At 69.0% G+C, this 21,398-nt stretch carries 17 protein-coding genes and 1 pseudogene; 9 read left to right on the top strand and 9 right to left on the bottom strand.

Annotated elements, in window-relative coordinates:
• A partial coding sequence (locus A5673_RS26735) for a PPE family protein (RefSeq protein ID WP_156748663.1) occupies positions 1-461 on the bottom strand: 461 nt, incomplete at its 3' end.
• A 704-nt stretch (positions 462-1,165) separates the two neighbouring features.
• Here A5673_RS26735 and A5673_RS26740 point away from each other — a divergent pair.
• From A5673_RS26740 to A5673_RS26775, 9 genes are all read left to right on the top strand, one after another.
• Positions 1,166-1,939 carry a response regulator transcription factor gene (locus tag A5673_RS26740; RefSeq protein WP_068239694.1) on the top strand — a complete coding sequence of 258 codons (774 nt, stop codon included), beginning with the start codon at positions 1,166-1,168 and terminating at the stop codon, positions 1,937-1,939.
• Positions 1,936-3,462: a cell wall metabolism sensor histidine kinase WalK gene (locus A5673_RS26745; RefSeq protein ID WP_068239697.1), complete on the top strand. Its 1,527-nt coding sequence runs from the start codon at positions 1,936-1,938 to the stop codon at positions 3,460-3,462. The genes A5673_RS26740 and A5673_RS26745 overlap by 4 nt, the downstream gene beginning before the upstream one ends.
• A gap of 176 nt (positions 3,463-3,638) precedes the next feature.
• Positions 3,639-3,752, top strand: coding sequence for a potassium ABC transporter ATPase (locus A5673_RS30285; protein WP_231971463.1), 114 nt, complete (start codon positions 3,639-3,641; stop codon positions 3,750-3,752).
• A complete protein-coding gene (gene kdpF / locus A5673_RS30290) occupies positions 3,749-3,838 on the top strand; it encodes a K(+)-transporting ATPase subunit F (protein ID WP_108637383.1) in 90 nt (29 codons plus the stop codon). The genes A5673_RS30285 and kdpF overlap by 4 nt, the downstream gene beginning before the upstream one ends.
• The gene (gene kdpA, locus A5673_RS26755; RefSeq protein ID WP_068239703.1) at positions 3,838-5,508 is read left to right on the top strand and encodes a potassium-transporting ATPase subunit KdpA; all 1,671 of its coding nucleotides are present in this window, start codon (positions 3,838-3,840) and stop codon (positions 5,506-5,508) included. Before kdpF ends, kdpA begins: the two co-directional genes overlap by 1 nt.
• Complete coding sequence (gene kdpB / locus A5673_RS26760) at positions 5,508-7,658, top strand: potassium-transporting ATPase subunit KdpB (protein WP_068239706.1); 2,151 nt, start codon at positions 5,508-5,510, stop codon at positions 7,656-7,658. The genes kdpA and kdpB overlap by 1 nt, the downstream gene beginning before the upstream one ends.
• A gap of 1 nt (position 7,659) precedes the next feature.
• Positions 7,660-8,535, top strand: coding sequence for a potassium-transporting ATPase subunit C (locus A5673_RS26765; protein ID WP_068239709.1), 876 nt, complete (start codon positions 7,660-7,662; stop codon positions 8,533-8,535).
• 65 nt (positions 8,536-8,600) lie between these two features.
• Positions 8,601-11,168 (top strand): sensor histidine kinase KdpD, encoded by a 2,568-nt coding sequence (locus A5673_RS26770; RefSeq protein ID WP_068239712.1) that lies wholly within the window; start codon positions 8,601-8,603, stop codon positions 11,166-11,168.
• A 49-nt stretch (positions 11,169-11,217) separates the two neighbouring features.
• Positions 11,218-11,898: a response regulator gene (locus tag A5673_RS26775; protein ID WP_068239715.1), complete on the top strand. Its 681-nt coding sequence runs from the start codon at positions 11,218-11,220 to the stop codon at positions 11,896-11,898.
• Between the two features lie 42 nt (positions 11,899-11,940).
• Here A5673_RS26775 and A5673_RS30295 read toward each other — a convergent pair.
• The 8 genes and pseudogenes from A5673_RS30295 to mfd all read right to left on the bottom strand — a co-directional run.
• Positions 11,941-12,238, bottom strand: a pseudogene (locus A5673_RS30295) (hypothetical protein); the annotation flags it as partial.
• A gap of 203 nt (positions 12,239-12,441) precedes the next feature.
• A complete protein-coding gene (locus A5673_RS26780; RefSeq protein WP_156748664.1) occupies positions 12,442-13,386 on the bottom strand; it encodes a Ppx/GppA phosphatase family protein in 945 nt (314 codons plus the stop codon).
• Complete coding sequence (locus tag A5673_RS26785; RefSeq protein ID WP_068239718.1) at positions 13,380-13,868, bottom strand: DUF501 domain-containing protein; 489 nt, start codon at positions 13,866-13,868, stop codon at positions 13,380-13,382. The genes A5673_RS26780 and A5673_RS26785 overlap by 7 nt, the downstream gene beginning before the upstream one ends.
• Complete coding sequence (locus tag A5673_RS26790) at positions 13,861-14,472, bottom strand: septum formation initiator family protein (protein ID WP_068239721.1); 612 nt, start codon at positions 14,470-14,472, stop codon at positions 13,861-13,863. The genes A5673_RS26785 and A5673_RS26790 overlap by 8 nt, the downstream gene beginning before the upstream one ends.
• A gap of 11 nt (positions 14,473-14,483) precedes the next feature.
• Positions 14,484-15,773, bottom strand: coding sequence for a phosphopyruvate hydratase (gene eno, locus A5673_RS26795; protein WP_068239724.1), 1,290 nt, complete (start codon positions 15,771-15,773; stop codon positions 14,484-14,486).
• 44 nt (positions 15,774-15,817) lie between these two features.
• The gene (locus A5673_RS26800) at positions 15,818-16,549 is read right to left on the bottom strand and encodes a lytic transglycosylase domain-containing protein (protein WP_068239726.1); all 732 of its coding nucleotides are present in this window, start codon (positions 16,547-16,549) and stop codon (positions 15,818-15,820) included.
• Positions 16,550-16,662: 113 nt separating this feature from the next.
• Positions 16,663-17,697 (bottom strand): nucleoside triphosphate pyrophosphohydrolase, encoded by a 1,035-nt coding sequence (locus A5673_RS26805; RefSeq protein WP_068239728.1) that lies wholly within the window; start codon positions 17,695-17,697, stop codon positions 16,663-16,665.
• Positions 17,694-21,344, bottom strand: a complete 3,651-nt coding sequence (gene mfd, locus A5673_RS26810; RefSeq protein ID WP_068239731.1) for a transcription-repair coupling factor — start codon at positions 21,342-21,344, stop codon at positions 17,694-17,696. The genes A5673_RS26805 and mfd overlap by 4 nt, the downstream gene beginning before the upstream one ends.
• Between the last annotated feature and the right edge of the window lie 54 nt (positions 21,345-21,398).

Below are 21,398 nucleotides of genomic sequence, written 5' to 3' on the forward strand. Positions count from 1 at the left end.
TAGCCGTACATCGCCGTGGCGTCCTGTGCCCACATCTCGCTGTACTCGGCCTCCGTGGCCATGATCGCCGGCGTGTTCTGCCCGAAGATGTTCGTCGCGACCAACGCCATGAGCTGCGCACGGTTCGCCGCGATCAACGGCGGCGGCACCGTCATCGCGTATGCCGCCTCGAAAGCCGCCGCCGCCGCCGTGGCCTGCGTGGCCGCCTGCTCACATTGCGCGGACGTGGCCGTCATCCACGTGATGTAGGGCGTCACCGCGGCGGCCATGGATTGCGATGTGGGCCCCAGCCACGACTCGTCGGTGAGGCTGGCGATCACCGACCGGTACCCGCCGGCCGCATCGGCCAGCTCGGCCGCCAGCGACTCCCACCCCGCCGAAGCGGTCAGCAGGCTCCCCGGCCCCGGCCCCAGATACATCCGACCGGAGTTGATCTCCGGTGGCAGCGCGCCAAAGTCCATCGCCCGTTCCTATCCCTTGCTCGAGTTTGCTGATCCAGTTATTCCGAACTTGCGTCCTGGACGCCGATGCCCCGGACGGACGTGGTGTGCGCGAGCACGTGTACAACGCGAGCGGTGCACCGCCGCCCGCCGACGGCGATCCCAACGCAGCGCCCCGGCGGACGCCCGGACACCGCCGCCGCGGCCCGCCGGCGTCACCGGCGCGACCGAAGCGGGACCGGTTGGTTTTCCGGAGCCAGTTTCGGGCGCCGGCGAACCCGAACTCCCCGCGGTCAGCAGCCGTCGGTGAAGCCGCCAAGGCCAGAGCGCGCGACAGTGGAGCCACGAAACTCATTTCGGGATGCCAACATTCGTAACATCGCGTAACGCTACGTTAACGAGATTGAGGGCGGCTTTGCCTTCGGCCGTCGCGCGCGACTGCCCGGCTGCGACGGCGTCCGCTGAAGCGCAGCGCCTTGTGATCAACTGAATTCCGTTCGCATCGCTGTAATTTGGGGCACTACCGCCCGAAGCGGCTCCGCCCGGTCAAACCAATATCCGTAGATGACAGTATTTTTGGATGATCATCTCATCTCAAGCACGCTGATGCGAGACATGCGAGGCAGACGTTAGGCGATGCCCGGTGTGAGCCACGAAACACGGTTTATTTGAGAACTCTATGAGGTCCGTGACAATGACATGTGCGCTTGGGAGAATGTAGGAACATGACCGTGATGACGGGACACGCAGGAAGTCAACGGCCACGCCAGGCCATCCTGGGGCAGCTGCCCCGCATCTACCGTGCCGACGGCTCACCGATCCGCGTTTTGCTGGTCGACGACGAGCCCGCGCTGACCAACTTGGTGAAGATGGCGCTGCACTACGAGGGCTGGGTCGTCGACATCGCCCACAACGGGCGCGAGGCCATCGCGAAGTTCGAGGGCGTCAATCCCGACGTCCTCGTGCTCGACATCATGCTGCCCGACGTGGACGGGCTGCGGATCCTGCAGCGGATCCGCGAATCCGACGCCTACACCCCCACGCTGTTCCTCACCGCGCGCGACTCGGTCATGGACCGCGTCACCGGCCTCACCGCGGGCGCGGACGACTATATGACGAAGCCGTTCAGCCTCGAGGAGCTCGTCGCGCGGCTGCGGGGGTTGTTGCGCCGCTCGACCCAGCTGAGCCCACCGGCGGCCGAATCACTGAAGATCGGCGACCTGCACGTCGACACCGCCAGCCGCGAGGTCACCCGCGGCGGCACACCGATATCGCTGTCGTCGACCGAGTTCGAATTACTTCGCTTCCTGATGCGCAATCCCCGCCGCGCGCTGAGCCGCACCGAAATCCTGGACCGCGTCTGGAATTACGACTTCGCCGGCCGCACCAGCATCGTCGACTTGTACATCTCATACCTGAGAAAGAAGATCGACGCCGGCCGCGAGCCGATGATCCACACCGTCCGCGGCGTGGGATACATGCTGCGACCGCCGGAATGACGGGTACGGGGCCCACGCCATCCAGGGACCGTCCGCGGTGGCTTCCCCACTCGCTGCGCCGCCAGTTGTTGTTGGGCGTGTTGGCCGTAGTCAGCGTGGTGCTGGTGACGGTCGGCATCGTCTCGGTGTTGAGCCTGCGCGGCTACGTCACCGCGATGAGCGACGCCGCGGTCGCCCAATCCCTTGAAGCCCTGAGCAACTCGTACACCAGATACCGAAGCGACGAGCAGCCTGCGGGGCAACGCGGGGCCCGGCCGATCGAACAGGCCATGCTCGAGTTCACCGATCAAACGCCGGGGAATCTCATCGCCGTGCTGCGTGACGGAGTGGTGATCGGCTCGGCGGTTTTTTCCGAAGCGGAAGCGCGACCCGCGCCGCCCGATGTGGTTCGCGCCATCCAGGCGCAGTCGTGGCCGGATGCCCCGCCCCGAACCGAGACGCTTGGCAGCCTCGGTGCGTATCGCGTCGATAGCCGCGTCGACGGGACTGACCTCCTGGTCTCCGGGGTATCGCTGGACGTCGCCGACCGAATCGTCGCGCGCAAACAGCTGGCCACCACGCTGCTCGTCGCGGTGGCCCTGACGGTCACCGCGGGGTTGACCGTGTGGGTGGTCGGGTCCACGCTGCGCCCGCTGCGCCGGCTCGCCGCGACCGCCGCCGAGGTCGCCGCCATGCCACTGACCGACGGCGATCACCGGATCAGCGCCAGGGTGCGACCGCAGGACACCGATCCGGACAACGAAGTGGGAATCGTCGGGCACACGCTGAACCGATTGCTGGACAACGTCGATAGCGCGCTGGCGCATCGCGCCGAGTCAGACATGCGGATGCGGCAATTCCTCACCGACGCCAGCCACGAGTTGCGGACGCCGCTGGCGGCGATTCAGGGCTACGCCGAACTGACGCGCCAGGACAGCTCGGCGCTGCCACCCACCACCGAATACGCGCTGGCGCGCATCGAGTCGGAAGCGCGGCGCATGGCGGTGCTCGTCGACGAACTGCTGCTGCTGTCGCGGCTGGGCGAGGGCCAGGACCTGCAGACACAAGACGTCGACCTGGCGGACCTCGTCATCAATGCGGTCAACGACGCCGCCGTCGCGGCGCCGACACACCACTGGGTCACAGACCTGCCCGACGAGCCGGTGTGGGTCCGTGGCGACCACGCCCAACTACACCAGTTGGTCAGCAACCTGCTCAGCAACGCCCGGGTGCACACGCCGCCGGACATCACGGTGACGACCGGGATCACCTGCCATCGCGGCCGCGAATCTTCCTATGCGGAACTGACCGTGGCCGACGACGGGCCCGGCATCGACGCGGACCTGCTGCCCCGGCTGTTCGAGCGGTTCGCCCGCGCGGACACGTCCCGGTCCAACGGCTCGGGCATCGGGCTGGGCCTGGCCATCGTGAGTTCGATCGTCAAGGCCCATCACGGCTCGGTGACCGCCGAATCCGCCGACCGCCGAACGGTCTTCCGGGTTCGCCTCCCGCTGATCGACGATCCGGTCATCGATCGCGCCTGACCCCGCTCGTCGCCCGCTGTAAGCGCCGGATTCGGGCGTAAAGAAACCGTAAAGGCACACGGCGACGCCGTTAGGAAAGTGTCAACCAAAGGCCCTGTTCGACGAACTCTGTCTAGTTTCAATCTGGCTTTGCCTCCGAGTACTGCGTTGCCGCTTACTCGCTGAGGCCGTTAAGTGTGCGCGGAATACGGCGGAATGGAGACCCGATGGGCGTGTTGATCTACGTCTTGCTGACGATCGCGGTGTTCGCCGTGCTCGGGCTGACGCAGAAGCTGGTCGAGCGGCTGTGAGCTACGAAAACGTCGTCGGCTTGGCGCTTTCCGTACTCCTTGCCGTATATCTCGCGGCCGCGCTGCTGTTTCCGGAGAGGTTCTAGTGAGCACAACCACAGCGGGGATCATCTTCCTCATCGTCCTGGTCGCGGCGCTGGCGGTGGTGCACGTGCCGTTCGGCGACTACATGTACCGGGTGTACACGGCGGAGGAGGACTCCGCCGCCGAACGGGCGATCTACCGGCTGATCGGTGTCGACTCGCGCTCGGAGCAGACCTGGGGTGCCTACGCGCGCAGCGTGTTGGCGTTCTCGTCGGTCAGCATCCTATTCCTTTTCGTGTTCCAGCTCGTGCAGGGCAAATTGCCGCTGCACCTGCACGACCCGGCCACCCACATGACGCCGGGACTCGCGTGGAACACCGCCATCAGCTTCGTCACCAACACAAACTGGCAGGCCTACTCCGGTGAGTCGACGCAAGGCCACCTGGTCCAGATGGCCGGGCTGGCGGTGCAGAACTTCGTCTCGGCCGCCGTCGGCATGGCGGTGGCGATCGCACTGGTACGCGGCTTCGCCCGCAAGCGCACCGGCGATCTGGGGAACTTCTGGGTCGACCTGGTGCGCACGGTGCTGCGCATCCTGCTGCCCATTTCGACCGTCGCGGCGATCCTGCTCATCGCCGGCGGGGCGATCCAGAACTTCCACCTTCACGACCAGGTCGCCTCGACCCTCGGGGGCGCCGAGCAGACGATCACCGGCGGCCCGGTGGCCAGCCAGGAGGCGATCAAGGAGCTGGGCACCAACGGCGGCGGGTTTTACAACGCGAACTCCGCGCACCCCTTCGAGAACCCGACGACGTGGACCAACTGGCTGGAGATCTTCCTACTGCTGGTGATCAGCTTCTCGCTGCCGCGCACGTTCGGGCGCATGGTGGGCAGCACCAAGCAGGGCTACGCGATCGCATCGGTGATGGCGACCCTGTACGCGATCAGTGTGTCCTTCATGATGTGGTTCCAGCTGCAGCACCACGGCACCGTTCCGACCGCGGTCGGCGCCGCCATGGAAGGAGTCGAGCAGCGGTTCGGCATCGCCAACTCCGCCGTGTTCGCCGACTCGACGACGCTCACCTCGACCGGTGCCGTCGACTCGTTCCACGACTCCTACACCAGCCTCGGCGGGATGATGGCCTTGTTCAACATGCAGCTCGGCGAGGTCGCGCCCGGCGGCACCGGCTCGGGCCTGTACGGCATGCTGATCCTGGCGGTGATCACGGTGTTCGTCGCCGGACTGATGGTGGGCCGCACCCCGGAATACCTCGGTAAGAAGATCACCCCCCGCGAAATCAAGCTCGCGGCAAGCTATTTCCTGGTCACCCCGCTGATCGTGCTGACCGGCACCGCGACTGCGATGGCGCTGCCCGGCGAACGCGCCGCCATGCTCAACACCGGCCCGCACGGGCTGTCGGAGGTGCTGTACGCGTTCACCTCCGCCGCCAACAACAACGGCTCCGCCTTCGCCGGAATCAGCGTCAACACCAACTGGTACAACACCGCCCTTGGGCTGGCCATGGTCTTCGGCCGGTTCCTGCCGATCGTGCTCGTCCTGGCGCTGGCCGGATCGCTCGCCAAGCAGGGCCACACGCCGGAATCGGCGGGCACCCTGCCCACCCATCGGCCGCAGTTCGTCGGGATGGTCGCCGGCGTCACGGTGATCCTCGTTGCCCTTACGTTCCTGCCCATGCTCGCGCTCGGGCCTCTCGCTGAAGGAATCCACTGATGACCGCGACCGCCGTCGATCCGCCCGAGCAGGCGCACCCCGCGACCGCCGCAGGCACGAAACGGGTGCACGGCGGGTTGCTCGACCCGAAGATGCTGTGGCGCTCGACGCCGGACGCGCTGCGCAAGCTCGACCCCCGCACCCTGTGGCGCAACCCGGTGATGTTCATCGTCGAAATCGGGGCCGCCTGGAGCACCGCGCTGGCGATCATCAACGAAACCTGGTTCGCGTGGCTGATCGTGGTGTGGCTGTGGCTGACCGTGCTCTTCGCCAACCTCGCGGAGGCGGTGGCCGAAGGCCGCGGCAAGGCCCAGGCCGAAACGCTGCGCAAAGCCAAAACCCAGACCTTGGCCCGGCGGCTCAAGGGCTGGGCGCCCGGCACCTCCGGGGTTGAGGAGGAGGTCGCGGCGCCGTTGCTGCAGCAGGGCGATATCGTCGTGGTGGAGGCCGGGCAGGTGATACCGGGCGACGGTGACGTCATGGAAGGCATTGCGTCGGTGGACGAATCGGCGATCACCGGCGAGTCGGCGCCGGTGATCCGCGAATCCGGCGGCGACCGTTCGGCGGTCACCGGCGGCACCACCGTGCTGAGCGACCGGATCGTCGTCAAGATCACCCAGAAGCCGGGCGAAAGCTTCATCGACCGGATGATCGCGCTCGTCGAGGGCGCCAACCGGCAGAAGACCCCGAACGAGATCGCGCTGAACATCCTCTTGGCCGCGTTGACGATCATCTTCGTCTTCGCCGTCGCGACCCTGCAGCCGCTGGCGATCTACTCCAAGATGAACAACCCCGGGGTCCCGGACACCCAGGCGCTCAACGGAAGTGGTGTCACCGGGATCGTGATGGTGTCGCTGCTGGTGTGCCTGATCCCCACCACGATCGGCGCGCTGCTGTCGGCGATCGGCATCGCGGGGATGGACCGGCTGGTGCAGCGCAACGTGCTGGCCATGTCCGGGCGCGCGGTGGAAGCCGCCGGTGACGTGAACACCCTGCTGCTCGACAAGACCGGCACCATCACCCTGGGCAACCGGCAGGCCGGTGCGTTCGTCCCGCTCGACGGCGTCACCCCGGAGCAGCTGGCCGACGCCGCCCAATTGTCCAGCCTCGCAGACGAAACGCCGGAGGGACGCTCGATCGTAGTGTTCGCCAAGCAGCACTTCGGGCTGCGCGAGCGCGCTCCGGGCGAACTGGCGCACGCCCATTGGGTGGAGTTCTCCGCCGCCACCCGGATGTCGGGCGTCGACCTCGACGGACACCAGCTGCGCAAGGGCGCGGCCAGCTCGGTCGCGGAATGGGTTCGCGGACAGGGCGGCAAGGTTCCCTTGCAGCTCGGCGAGATCGTCGACGGCATCTCGGCCGGCGGGGGCACCCCGCTGGTCGTCGGCGAATGCCTGAATGGCGAGGCCGCCGTGCTGGGAGTCATCCACCTCAAGGACGTCGTCAAGCAGGGCATGCGGGAACGCTTCGACGAGATGCGCAAGATGGGCATCCGCACGGTGATGATCACCGGCGACAACCCGTTGACCGCCAAGGCGATTGCCGACGAGGCCGGCGTCGACGACTTCCTCGCCGAGGCCACGCCCGAGGACAAGCTGGCGCTGATCAAGCGCGAGCAGGAGGGCGGCAAGCTGGTCGCGATGACCGGCGACGGCACCAACGACGCACCGGCGCTGGCCCAGGCGGACGTGGGCGTGGCGATGAACACCGGAACCTCGGCGGCCAAAGAGGCCGGCAACATGGTCGATCTCGACTCCGATCCCACCAAGCTGATCGAGATCGTCGAGATCGGCAAGCAGCTGTTGATCACCCGCGGGGCGCTGACGACCTTTTCCATCGCCAACGACATCGCCAAGTACTTCGCGATCATCCCGGCCATGTTCGTCGCGCTGTTCCCCGGGCTGGACATGATCAACATCATGCGGCTGCACAGCCCGCAGTCGGCGATCCTGTCGGCGGTGATCTTCAACGCGATCATCATCGTCACGCTGATCCCGTTGTCGCTGCGCGGCGTGCGCTACACGCCGAGCAGCGCGTCAAAGTTGTTGAGCCGCAACCTTTACGTCTACGGCCTCGGCGGCATCGTCGCCCCGTTCATCGGGATCAAGGCAATCGACCTCATCGTTCAATTCGTCCCCGGGATGTCCTGACATGAAGTTCTCCAATTTCGTCCGCATGCACTGGGCGGCCTTTCGCGCGCTGCTGGTGCTGACGGTGCTCACCGGTCTCGCCTACCCGCTGTCCGTCTGGCTGGTGGCGCAGATCCCGGGATTGCACGACAAGGCCGAGGGGTCGATCCTCACCGCCAACGGCAAGCCGGTCGGCAGCCGGCTGATCGGCCAGCTGTTCACCGACTCAGGCGGGAACGCGCTGCCGCAGTACTTCCAGAGCCGCCCGTCGGCGGCCGGCACGGGTTACGACCCGCTCTCGTCGGGCGCCAGCAACCTCGGCCCCGAAAGCATCGTCGACGCCCCGGGCAAACCCAGCCTGCTGACGCAGGTGTGCACGCGCAGCGCCGCCGTCGGCCGGCTCGAGGGCGTGGACGGGTCGCGCCCGTTCTGCACGGGCGGCGGCGTGGGCGCGGTGCTCTCGGTGATCGGCCCGCGCGATGCCCGCGGAAACGTCGTGGCCCCCACCCGGGTGGTCAGCGTCAACGAGCCGTGCCAGTCGACACAGGCGCCGTTCCTGTCGATCTACCAGGGCGTGCGGGTCGAGTGCGCCAAGTACGGCGAGGACTACACGATCGGCCAGATCGTGCCCGTCCGCGGCGCCGCGCCCGAAAGCCCGGCCGTGCCGGCCGACGCGGTCACCGCCAGCGGCAGCGGCCTTGATCCGAACATCTCCCCGGCCTACGCCGACATCCAGGTCACCCGGGTGGCCAAGGCCCGCCACGTCAGCCCGGACCAGATCCGGGCGGTCCTCGCGCACTACCGCACCGGCCGCGGCCTCGGGATCTTCGGTGAGCCGACCGTAAACGTGCTGGAACTCAACCTGCAACTCGATCAGCAGTATCCGGTCTCGGGCTAGCCCAGCCTGGCGACGGCGAGCGCCGGACGGCGCGAGTTAGGAGCCAGGCCATCGAACTTAGGGGGATGATGGTTGACGTGAGCGCGACCGACCACCGTCCCAAGCGCGGGGAACTACGCATCTACCTCGGTGCGGCTCCGGGCGTCGGCAAGACGTACGCGATGCTCGGCGAGGCCCACCGGCGACTGGAGCGCGGCACCGATGTGGTGGCCGCCGTGGTGGAGACCCACGGTCGCGCGAAAACCGCTGAGCTGATTGAGGGCATCGAGGTCATTCCGCCGCGCCTCGTCGAATACCGGGGCGGCATCTTCCCCGAACTCGATGTGCCGGCCGTGCTGGCGCGGCATCCGCAGGTGGTCCTGGTCGACGAGCTCGCCCACACCAACACGCCCGGCAGCAAGAACGAAAAGCGGTGGCAGGATGTCGAAGAGCTGCTGGACGCCGGGATCACGGTGATCTCCACGGTCAACATCCAGCACCTGGAAAGCCTCAACGACGTCGTCGCCCAGATCACCGGCATCGAGCAGCAGGAAACCATCCCGGACTCCATCGTGCGCCAGGCCTCCCAGGTTGAGCTCATCGACATCACCCCGGAGGCGCTGCGCCGCAGGCTATCGCACGGAAACGTCTATGCGCCGGAACGGATCGACGCGGCGCTGTCGAATTACTTCCGCCGCGGAAACCTCACCGCGCTAAGGGAATTGGCGCTGCTTTGGCTGGCCGACCAGGTCGACACGGCGCTGGCCAATTACCGGGCCGAGAACAAGATCACCGACATGTGGGAGGCGCGGGAGCGCGTCGTGGTGGCGGTCACCGGCGGCCCGGAGTCGGAGACGTTGGTGCGACGGGCATCGCGGATCGCGTCGAAGTCCAGCGCCGAGCTGATGGTGGTGCACGTCATCCGCGGTGACGGGCTGGCCGGCGTCTCGGAACGCAGGATGACCAAGATCCGCGAGCTGGCGAACAGCCTGAACGCGTCCCTGCACACCGTGGTCGGCGACGACGTTCCCACGGCCCTACTTGATTTCGCCCGGGAGAACAACGCGACCCAGCTGGTGATCGGCACGTCGCGCCGGCCCCGGTGGGCGCGCATCTTCGAGGAGGGGATCGGCCCGACGATCGTGGAGCGGTCCGGGAAGATCGACGTGCACATGGTGACGCACGAGGAATCCAAGCGCGTCGTTCACCTGGGCCCGCTGGCCCCCCGGGAGCGCCGCGTCGCCTCGTGGCTGGCCGCCGTCATAGTGCCGTCGGCCATTTGCGCCGTGACGGTTGCGTTGTTGGACCCGTATCTGGGGACCAGCGGTGACAGCGCGCTGTTCTTTGTCGGGGTCTTGGTGGTGGCCCTGCTCGGAGGCGTTGCCCCGGCTGTGCTTTCGGCGGTGCTGTCCAGCCTGTTGTTGAACTACTACCTGACCGCGCCGCGACACACCTTTACCATCGCGGAACCGGCCGCCGCCGTCACAGAGCTGGTGCTGCTGTTGGTGGCGGTCGCCGTCGCCATCCTCGTCGACGGCGCGACCAAACGCACCCGCGAAGCCCGTCGGGCATCCCAAGAGGCCGAGCTGCTGACGCTGTTCGCCGGGTCGGTGCTGCGCGGCGCCGACCTGGAGACCCTGCTGGAGCGCGTGCGGGAGACCTATTCCCAGCGCGCCGTCAGCATGCTGCGCGAGCCCAGCGAGGAAGACCGCGCCGTCGGACGGAAAGGCTACATCGTCGCCTGCGTGGGCAAAGACCCTTGTGTGAGCGTCGATTCGGCCGACACCGCGATCGAAGTCGGCGATGAAGAGTTCTGGATGCTGTTGGCGGGCAAGAAGCTCTCCACGCGGGATCGCCGGGTGCTCAGCGCGGTGGCCAAGCAGGCGGCGGGCCTGATCAGGCAGCGCGAGCTGGCCGAGGAGGCCAGCCGGGCCGAGGCGATCGTGCGGGCCGACGAGCTGCGGCGTTCCCTGCTGTCCGCGGTCAGCCACGACCTGCGCACGCCGCTGGCGGCGGCCAAGGTGGCCGTGTCCAGCCTGCGCGCAGAGGATGTCGCCTTTTCCGCGCAGGACACCGCCGAATTGCTGGCCACCATCGAGGAATCGATCGACCAGCTGACCGCGTTGGTCGGGAACCTGCTGGACTCCTCACGCCTGGCCGCCGGGGTGATCCACCCGGACCTGCGGCGCGTTTATCTGGAGGAAACGGTGCAGCGCGCGCTGGTCAGTATCGGCAAGGGCGCCACCGGCTTTTATCGGTCGGCCATCGATCGCGTCAAGGTCGACGTGGGCGACGCGGTGGCGATGGCCGACGCCGGGCTGTTGGAGCGGGTCTTTGCCAACCTGATCGACAACGCGCTGCGCTACGCGCCCAACTGTGTGGTTCGAGTCAACGCCGGACGGGTGGGCGATCGCGTCCTGATCAACGTGATCGACGAGGGTCCCGGGATACCGAAGGGCACCGAGGACCAGGTCTTCGAGGCCTTCCAGCGGCTGGGTGATCACGACAACACCACCGGCGTGGGCCTGGGCATGTCGGTGGCGCGTGGCTTCGTCGAGGCGATGGGCGGCACCATCGCGGCCGCAGACACCCCGGGCGGCGGGCTGACCGTCGTGGTGGATCTGGCCGCGCCGCAGGCGTTTGGTGCGCTATGACCCGCGCCGGCGACGATGCAGAACGCAGCGATGAGGAGGAGCGGCGCCGATGACCCGGGTATTGGTTATCGACGACGAGCCGCACATCCTGCGCGCGCTGCGGATCAACCTGTCGGTGCGTGGCTACGAGGTCGTCACCGCCTCGACCGGTGCCGGAGCGCTGCGCGCGGCCGCCGAGCACAAGCCCGACGTGGTGATCCTGGACCTCGGCCTGCCGGACATATCCGGCATCGAGGTGCTGGCCGGCCTCCGTGGCTGGCTCTCGGCGCCGGTGATCGTGCTGTCGGCCCGAACGGATTCGTCCGACAAGGTCGAGGCCCTCGACGCCGGCGCCGATGACTACGTGACGAAACCCTTTGGGATGGACGAGTTTCTGGCTCGGTTGCGCGCCGCGGTCCGCCGCAACGCGGCGGCGTCCGAAACCGATGAGCCGGTGGTCGAAACCGACTCGTTCACCGTCGATCTGGCCGCCAAGAAGGTCACCAGGGACGGCGCGGAGGTGCACCTCACGCCGACCGAGTGGGGCATGCTGGAGGTGCTGGTGCGCAACCGCGGCAAGCTGGTGGGCCGCGAGGAGTTGTTGAAAGAGGTCTGGGGACCGGCGTACGCCACCGAAACCCATTACCTGCGCGTGTATCTGGCGCAGTTACGGCGCAAACTCGAGGATGACCCGTCGCATCCCAAGCACCTGCTCACCGAGTCGGGTATGGGCTACCGGTTCGAGGCCTAAGTCACATCCGCCACATTGGCCTCTGGCGGAGGCGACACCCTTTGTGCCCGGCTCATAGCGACAACTTGGCGGCGGCCCGCAAAGCGAGCACTCGTTGGTGTATTCGGTGCTCGGTGCTCCGCGGAATGCATCCCGGCCCGTACAGAGCTCGACCCAGCCGGCGGGCCCTGTCGCGGCCAACCGCCCAACGCAACGCATCCGAGATGGCTTTCGATGGCCTACCAGAGACGCAGAAGCCCTGCTTCTGAAGCGCATCCATCATGTCGGCGATTGTCGCCCGTCCATTGTGCGCGAGGTGCATCGTGAGCACGTAACGCAGCTCGATTCCTTTGAGGTTCATTGCCGCAGGGTGGCACACCGGTCTGACATATCGGAATTGTCGCTCTGAGGCGGGCACGAAGAGTGCCGCCTCCGCGCCGGGACCAGTGTGGCGGAAGTGACTTGGTCGGCGATCGCACGATCTGACACACCGAACTTGTCGCTATGAGGCGGGCACAAAGGGTGCCGCCTTCCGCGCGGGGGCCACAGTGGCGAGTGTGTGACTCAACCGGCGATCGACAGCACGATGCCGTCCAAAATGTCGTGCTCGCTGACGATCAGCTCGTCGATCCCGGCGCGGGCGCGCAGCTCGCGCGCCAATTCCTCCACCACGATCGCCCCGCCGCCGATCACGTCGGCCCGGCCCTCGTGCATTGGCGGCAGCGCCGCCCGCTCGGATCGCGTCATGCCGATCAGCCGCTCGCACACCGCCAGCAGGTCATCGCCCGCGACGCGCGAAAGATGAATGGCCGCAGAGTCATACGCCGTCATATTGTGCGCCAGCGCGGACAGTGTCGTCATCGTCCCCGCCAGGCCAACCCACGTCCGCGCCGCCTCGACGGGCACCACGCCCAGTGCGACGTCGAGCCGCTCGCGCACCGCCGTGCGGGCCGCCGCCACTTCCTGCGGCGTCGGCGGATCCGAGTGCAGGCAACGCTCGGTGAGCCGGACACACCCGATGTCGGCCGAGTAGCTGGCCACCACCGCATCCCCGCCGACCACGATCTCGGTGGAGCCGCCGCCGAGGTCGACGACGACGAACGGCGCCGCGGCACTGTCTAGTTCGCCGACGGCGCCGCGGAAGGACAGCTCGGCCTCCTCGGCACCGGTGATCACCTCGGCAACCGCGCCGGGCAACACGGCGCCCAGCACCTCGGCCGTCATCGCAAAGAAGACATCGCGATTCGCGACGTCGCGAGCCGCCGACGTCGCCACCATTCGCACCCGCGCGACGCCATGCTCCTTCAGCAGCGCGGCGTAATCGGCCAGCGCGGCCCGGGTTCGGGCAATCGCGTCCGGCGCGAACTCGCCCGTCGCGTCGACACCCTGGCCCAATCGCACGATCCGCGTCTCGCGGTGCACATCGCTGAGCCGGCCGTCGTCGGCGTCGGCGATCAGCAACCGGATCGAGTTGGTACCGCAGTCGATCGCGGCGAGCCGGCTCACCACTGCCCCACCACCAACAGCGGGCCCATCGCGGGATCGTCGGCCAACATCGATAACGCCTGGTCGCCAAGCGGATTGGTGCCCGGACCCTTGGCCAGCGAGTGCGCGATCAGCACGTGCAGGCACTTGACCCGGTCCGGCATTCCCCCGGCGGAGAAAGTGGTCCGCAGCGGCTCGATCGCGTCGCGCTCGGCCAGATACGATTCGTGGGCCCGGCGGTACGCGGCGGCCAGTTCGGGGTCCCGCCGCAACCGCTCGGTCATCTCGCGCATCAATCCCGTCGTCTCGAGCCTGCTCGCGGCCGCGGTCAGCGCCGGATGGGTCAGGTAGTACAACGTCGGAAAGGGCGTGCCGTCAGCAAGTTTCGGCGCCGTCTTCACCACGCCCGGCTCGCCGTTGGGACAACGGTAGGCGATCTCCAGCACCCCGCGCGGCTCACGTCCGAGCTGACGCGCCACCGCATCCAGGTCGGCTCGATCAACCACCGGGGGAAGGCGGCTCGGGCGGCGCCGGCGGCGCCGGCGGCAGGTGCGGGGCGTCGGCGATGGTGTGCCACAGCGACGTGTACCACGGGTCGTGGCTGGCCGGCTTCGCCGCGTCCGCCCCGGGCTGCGACGGTACCGCCGCCGTCGGGGGCAGTTGCACCTGGAACGGAATGTCCCCGGGCATCACGAAACCCAGGCGCTCGCGGGCCTGCGCCGCGATGTAGGCCGGGTCACCCAGTTTCACCTTTTTCTGTTCGAGGTCGGCGATCTGGCGGCGCAGCGCGGCCTCACTGGCGGCCAACTGGTTCATCTCGGTGCGCTGCGCGAAGTAGGTGCGCACCGGCCCGGCGATGGTCAGGGTGAGCACGCAGATCACCGCGGCCAGCACCGCCGCCCGACGCGCCGTGAACCCCAGCCGCTGGTCGGACCGCTGCTCGACGGATTCGGCAACCTGCCGCTTGATGGGTTCGACGACCCGCTCCTGCAGCGACCGGCTCGTAGCGGTTTGCGACGGCTTGACGGCGCGACGGCGCCGAACCGAATCGCCGGCCTTCCCCGGGCGCGATGCCGGGGAGCGCCGCTTCGGATCGGGCTTGGGCGTCAAAGCGTTTCAACCTATTTCTGGTCCAGCGCGTACCGGGGGAACGCCAGATCGCCTGCGTAGCGTGCCGCGTCACCGAGGGCTTCCTCGATCCGCAACAGCTGATTGTATTTGGCCACGCGCTCGCTGCGGGCGGGCGCGCCGGTCTTGATCTGACCGGAACCGACGGCCACCGCCAGGTCGGCGATCGTGGTGTCCTCCGTCTCGCCGCTGCGATGGCTCATCATCGTGCGATATCCGCTGTGGTGGGCCAGCGCGACCGCGTCGAGCGTCTCGGTCAGCGTCCCGATCTGATTCACCTTGACCAGCAAGGCGTTTGCGACGCCCTTTTCGATGCCGTCTTCGAGGCGCTCGGGATTGGTGACGAAGATGTCGTCGCCGACGATCTGCACCCGGTCGCCGATCGCGGCCGTCAGCGCCACCCACCCGTCCCAATCGTCTTCGGACAGCGGGTCTTCCAGGGACACCAGCGGATAGGAGCCGAGCAGGCCGGCGTAGAACTCCGCCATCTGCTCGGCGGTGCGGGTGGAGCCTTCGAAGGCGTAGCCGGTGCCGTCGGTGTAGAACTCGGTGGCCGCCGCGTCGAGGGCCAGCGCCACGTCGGTGCCGAGTTTGAAGCCCGCCGCCTCGATGGCGCCGCCGATCAGGTCCAGCGCCGCGGTGGTGCCGGCCACGTCGGGGGCGAACCCGCCCTCGTCGCCCAGGCCGGTCGACAGGCCCTCCTTCTTCAGCACGGACTTGAGCGAGTGGTACACCTCGGCGCCCCACCGCAACGCCTCGGCGAAGCTGGGCGCGCCGATCGGCGCCACCATGAACTCCTGGATGTCGACGGCGGTGTCGGCGTGCGCCCCGCCGTTGAGGATGTTCATCATCGGCACCGGCAGGATGTGGGCGTTGGGGCCGCCGAGGTAGCGGAACAGCGGCAACTCGGCGGAATCGGCGGCGGCTTTGGCGACGGCCAGCGAGACGCCGAGGATGGCGTTGCCGCCCAGCCGGGACTTGTCGGGGGTGCCGTCGAGGTCGACCAGCGCCTGGTCCACCAGCCGCTGGTCGTCGGCAGCCAGGCCGATGACCGCGGGACCGATCTCGTCGAGGACTGCCTGCACCGCCTTCTGCACGCCTTTGCCGCCGTAACGCTGTCCGCCGTCGCGCAACTCGACGGCCTCGTGCTCCCCCGTCGACGCGCCGGACGGCACCGCGGCGCGGGCAAACGTCCCGTCCATCAGAGCTATCTCGACCTCGACGGTCGGGTTGCCGCGGGAGTCGAGGATCTCGCGGGCCCCGACCTGCTCGATAATCGGCACTGGTTCTCCTTGCGTCGTAAAGCGGGGGTCAGCGATACATCCTGCTACAGCGGGTGACCCGCCGCGTAGGCGGTCGCCCAGTCCCGCACCGCCCGCGCGTAGACGCCGGAGTTGTTGTAGGCCCGCAGCGCGGTGATCCATCCCCGCGGCGTCCCGAGGTCCTTTCCGCGCCAGCACAGATAGCCCGCCGCGGCCAGCGCCGCATCGTCGATGTTGTCCGGGCTCACGCGGCCGTCGTTGTGGGCGTCCACCCCGTACAGCCGCCACGTCTCGGGAATGAACTGCATCGGGCCCATCGCGCGGACCACGCCGGGCTCGCCGTCGGTGCCTTCCTCCGCGTCGACGATGCGCAGGGTCCCCCCGCTGCCGTCGAGCCGCACGCCACGAATGGGCGGGCTCACGTCCCCGTTCGGTGACAGGGTCGCGCCCCGGTAGGTGCCGTGGTGGCTCTCGACCTGCCCGATGCCGGCCAGCGTGGTCCACGCGATGTGGCATTTCGGGTTCTCGACCTCGGCGACCCGGGCGGCGTACGCGTAGGCCTCCAGCGCGATGACCGGAATCTCCAACGCCGCCGACCGTTGCCGGGCCCAGTCGCGTAGCTGATCCGCGGGCCGGCCGCTGACGTGGGTGTCCACCGGCGGCACCGGGTCGCCGGCCGGCGGCGGGACGCCCGCGGGGATGAACAGGCTCAGCTGCCAGGTGCAGCTGGACGCGAGAAGCATGGCGGTCGCGCCGATCACGGCGGCCGCACGCAACCAGCGCCTCGGCGAAACCATGCCCGTTTAAGCTCCCCTACTGCTCCCCTGCACCAACTCCGGCCACGACCATCGTCCCACGGGTTTCGCGGCTACCCCGGCGATTCGCGCCCCAGGCGCACCGATGCCGGGCCCTATTTCCGCCCTTTGCGCCGCTTGGAGCCCCCGCCGGACGACTTGGCGGCGGACTCGGGGGCGACCGTTTCCTCGGCGGCCGATTCGGCGACAGGCCAGTGCGCGCGCCACTCCTCCTCGGTGACCTCGCCCAGCTGCGCGACGTCGAGTTCGACCGGAACGGTGTCGCCGCGGCGCGCGGCCGCGATCGCGGTCTCCACGCCGCGGACCGTGTCCACGAACTCCAAAACCGCCGCGCGCAGCGCGCTTTCCGCGTCGATGTCGGCGGCCACCGAAACGGAGGTCATCTCCGCGGGGATCAGGTCGGCGGGCAGCCCCGCCTTCTCGGCGCGCTGAATCACCTTCTGCGCCAGAGCCAGTGCCGGCTGACCGGTGTGCACGTCGTCCATCACCGAGTTTCGCGCCTTTGCCGCCCTTTCCGAGGCCTTGGCCTCCTCCCACTGGGCCAACTGCTCTTCGAGCGAAATCGATTGGCCCGCAAGCACTCCGGGCACCCGATTGCCCAGCTTGCGCATCAAGGCCGCCGCGACGTCGTCGATGGTGAACGCCGACTGCGGCGCGTCCTCGGCGATGCGGGCGTGGAAGAGGACCTGCAGCAGCACGTCGCCGAGCTCCTCGCGCAGCGCCTCGGCGTCGCCGCTGCGCACGGCGTCCAGCAGCTCGTAGGTCTCCTCGAGCAGGAACCTGCGCAACGAGTCGTGGGTCTGTTCGCTTTCCCAGGGCCCCGCGGTGCGCAGCTTGTCCATCAACGCCACGGCGTCGACCAGTCGCTCGCCGCGCTGCCTGTCCGGCGCCGAGATCAACCGGGCCCCGGCAGCCAGGCGGGCGGCCACCGCGGGGTGGTCCGGATCGGAGGACAGCAGCACCGGCGCCGGCGCATCGGGGTCCCCGGAGTGCACCGGACGCGCGGCCGGCAGCGACCAGGGCACCGCGACGGGCATCTCCTCGGTGTATTGCACCTCCCCGGCGAGGTGCTCGATGGCCTCGACCGGCACCAGCGACGGGCGGCGGGGATCGAACAAGACGACGATCATGCGCGTCGCTCCTCCCCGGACATCGGTGCTGGTGACCCCGTTATACCAATCTCTATCTGTGGTTTTCCCTGCAGTGCCGTGACGAGGTTGGCGACCATCTGCAGCAGCTCGACGTCGCGCATGCGCGGCGCCCCGACGCCGCCGGCCCGCGGAATGGGGACCTGGACCGTGTTCGTCGTGGCGCGGTAGTGCGCGGCCGGGTACATCCGCTTGAGCCGCACCTGGGCCGAGTCCGGCAGCGTCACCGGCGACAGCCGCACGGTCGCCGCCGAAGGGGCCGACACCTCGGTGATGCCGGCTTCGCGGCACAGCAGCCGCAGCCGCGCGACGGCCACCAGCCGCTCGGCGGGTTCGGGCAGCGCGCCGTAGCGGTCGATCAGCTCCTCGACAACCGAGCCGACGGCGGCGTCGTCTCCGGCCGCGGCCAACCGGCGGTAGCCCTCCAGCCGGAGCCGGTCGCTGGCGATGTAGTCCGGCGGCAGGTGCGCGTCGACCGGCAGGTCGATCCGCACGTCCTTGGGCTCCTCGGGGGTGGTGACCGTCTGGCCGTCGGCGGCGGCCCGGTACGCCTCCACCGCCTCGCCCACCAGCCGCACGTACAGGTCGAAGCCGACCCCGGCGACGTGCCCGGACTGCTCGACACCCAGCACGTTGCCGGCCCCGCGGATCTCGAGGTCCTTCAGCGCCACGGCCATGCCGGCGCCCAGCTCGTTGTTCTGCGCGATGGTCGCCAGCCGGTCGTAGGCCGTCTCGGTCAACGGCACGTGCGGCGGATAGAGGAAGTAGGCGTAGCCGCGCTCGCGGCTGCGGCCGACCCGGCCGCGCAGCTGGTGCAGCTGGGAGAGCCCGAAGGTGTCGGCGCGCTCGACGATCAGCGTGTTGGCGTTGGAGATGTCCAGGCCGGTCTCCACGATCGTGGTGCAGACCAGGATGTCGTACTCGCGGTTCCAGAACCCCTGCACGGTGCGTTCCAGCCGCTCCTCGGGCATCTGCCCGTGGGCGACGACGACGCGCGCCTCGGGCACCAGCTCGCGGACCCGGGCCGCGGCCCGGTCGATGGAGCTCACCCGGTTGTGCACGTAGAACGCCTGGCCGTCGCGCAGCAGCTCGCGCCGCAGCGCGGCCGCGACCTGCTTGTCGTCGTGCGGGCCGACGTACGTCAGCACGGGATACCGCTCTTCGGGCGGGGTGAGGATCGTCGACATCTCGCGGATCCCGGCCAGGCTCATCTCCAGCGTGCGGGGGATCGGGGTGGCGCTCATGGTGAGCACGTCGACGTGGGTGCGCAGCGACTTGATGTGCTCCTTGTGCTCGACGCCGAACCTTTGCTCCTCGTCGACGACGACCAGGCCGAGGTCCTTCCAGCGCACCCCGGTCTGCAGCAGCCGGTGGGTGCCGATCACGATGTCGACCGTGCCCTCGGCCAGGCCGTCGATCACGGCGCGGGACTCGGCGGTGTCGGTGAATCGGGACAGCCCCTTGACGGTCACCGGGAAGTCGGCCATCCGCTCGCTGAACGTCTGCAGGTGCTGGTCGGCCAGCAGCGTGGTGGGCACCAGCACCGCGACCTGTTTGCCGTCCTGGACCGCCTTGAACGCCGCGCGCACCGCGATCTCGGTCTTGCCGTAGCCGACGTCGCCGCAGATCACCCGGTCCATCGGGATCGGCTTTTCCATGTCGCCCTTGACCTCGGTGATCGCCGTCAGCTGGTCGGCGGTCTCGGTGAACCCGAACGCGTCTTCCATCTCGGCCTGCCACGGGGTGTCCGGCCCGAACGCGTGCCCGGGGCTGGCCTGCCGCTTGGCGTACAGCGACACCAGCTCGCCGGCGATCTCGCGCACGGCCCGACGCGCCTTGGTCTTGGTGTTGGCCCAGTCGCTCCCGCCGAGGCGGCTCAGCGCCGGCGCCTGCCCGCCGACGTACCGGGACAGCTGGTCCAGCGAGTCCATCGGCACGTACAGCTTGTCCGAACCGCCGCCCCGCTTGCTGGAGGCGTATTCGAGAACCAGGTATTCGCGCCGGGCGCCGCCGACGGTCCGCTCGACCATCTCCACGAACCGCCCGATGCCGTGCTGGTCGTGCACCACCAGGTCGCCGGCCGCGAGCGCCAGCGGGTCCACGGTGTTGCGCCGCTTGGCGGCCAGCCGCTTGCCCTCGACGGCCGTGGCCCGGTTGCCGGTCAGGTCCGTCTCGGTGATGACCACCAGGTTGGCGCCGGGGACTATCAGTCCGTCGTGCAGCGGGCCCTTGAGCACGCCGACCACCCCGGGCTTCGGGGTCGCAGCCGGTTCCAGCATGGCGGCGGGGGTGTCGGACTCGGTGAGCCGCTCGACCACCCGGTGGGCGGTGCCGGTGCCGGGCGCGACGACGGCGGCGTGCCCGCCCGTGGCGACGTGGGCGCGCAGCATCGAGAAGATGCCGTCGATGTCGTGCTGGTGCCCGCGGGCCGACGGCGCCGCCCGCACGTCCAGCTCCACCGCCGACTCGGCGGAGAGCTGGCTCAGCGTCCACCACGGATGGTCGGCGCGGGCCGCGGCGGCCCGCACGTCGTCCAGTTCGGCGAAGCCGGACCCGCCGAACTGCGCCACGTCGACGGGCGCATCCGTACCGAGCGCCGCGACCGACCACGACGCCTCGAGGAATTCGCTGCCGGTCTTGATCAGGTCGGCCGCGCGGGTGCGCACCTTCTCCGGGTCACACACCAGCACCGGGGTGCCCGCGGCCAGTTGGTCGGTCAGGAGCACGTGTTCGCCGGGCCGCAGCACTGGCAGCAGCGCCTCCATGCCGTCGACGGCGATGCCCTCGCCCAGCTTGGCCAGCATGTCGGTGACGCTGCCGGTGATGGCGGGCTCGGGGCCGGCGTGCCGAACGGCCAGCGCGGCGGCGCGCTCCCGCACGTCGTCGGTGAGCAGCAGTTCGCGGCACGCCACCGCGACGACCGAGTCGACCTCGATCTCGGGGATCGAGCGCTGATCGGCGACCGAGAACATCCGCATCTCGCTGACCTCGTCGCCCCAGAACTCGACGCGCGCCGGGTGTTCGGCGGTCGGCGGGAATACGTCGAGGATCCCGCCGCGCACCGCGAACTCACCGCGCCGCCCGACCATGTCCACCCGGGTGTAGGCCAGCTCGACCAGCCGGGCGACGACCTCCTCGAAGGCGATCTCCCGGCCGACGCTCAGGCTGACCGGCTCCACGTCGCCCAGCCGCGGCGTCATCGGCTGCAACAGCGACCGCACCGCCGTCACCACCACCCGCAAAGGGGGCCCCAGCCGCGGGTCGTCGGGATGGGCCAGCCGGCGCAGCACCAGCATCCGGGCGCCGACGGTGTCGATGCCGGGTGAAAGACGTTCGTGCGGCAATGTTTCCCAGGACGGGAAGACCGTCACGGCGTCGCCGAACACCCCGCGCAATTCGGCGGTCAGCTCGTCGGCCTCGCGCCCGGTCGCGGTGACCACCAGCAGGGGACCCAGCCGCGCCAGCGCGGCCGCGACGAACAACCGCGCGCTGGCCGGCCCGACCAGGCTCAATTCGGGGGGCCGGGATGTCGCGCCGTCGATCAGCTGCTGGAAGGTCGGCGCCGTCAGCGCCAGGTCCACGAGCCCCGCGATCGGGGTTTCTGGGCGAGCAGGCCCCGGTCCGGTCATGATGAATCCATTCTAAGGATCCTCGACAGCGCCGAGACCGGGCCGGGCGCCGGC

Origin of the sequence: Mycobacterium sp. E3198 (genome assembly GCF_001667015.1) — a bacterium.
In the GTDB taxonomy this organism is placed as follows: domain Bacteria; phylum Actinomycetota; class Actinomycetes; order Mycobacteriales; family Mycobacteriaceae; genus Mycobacterium.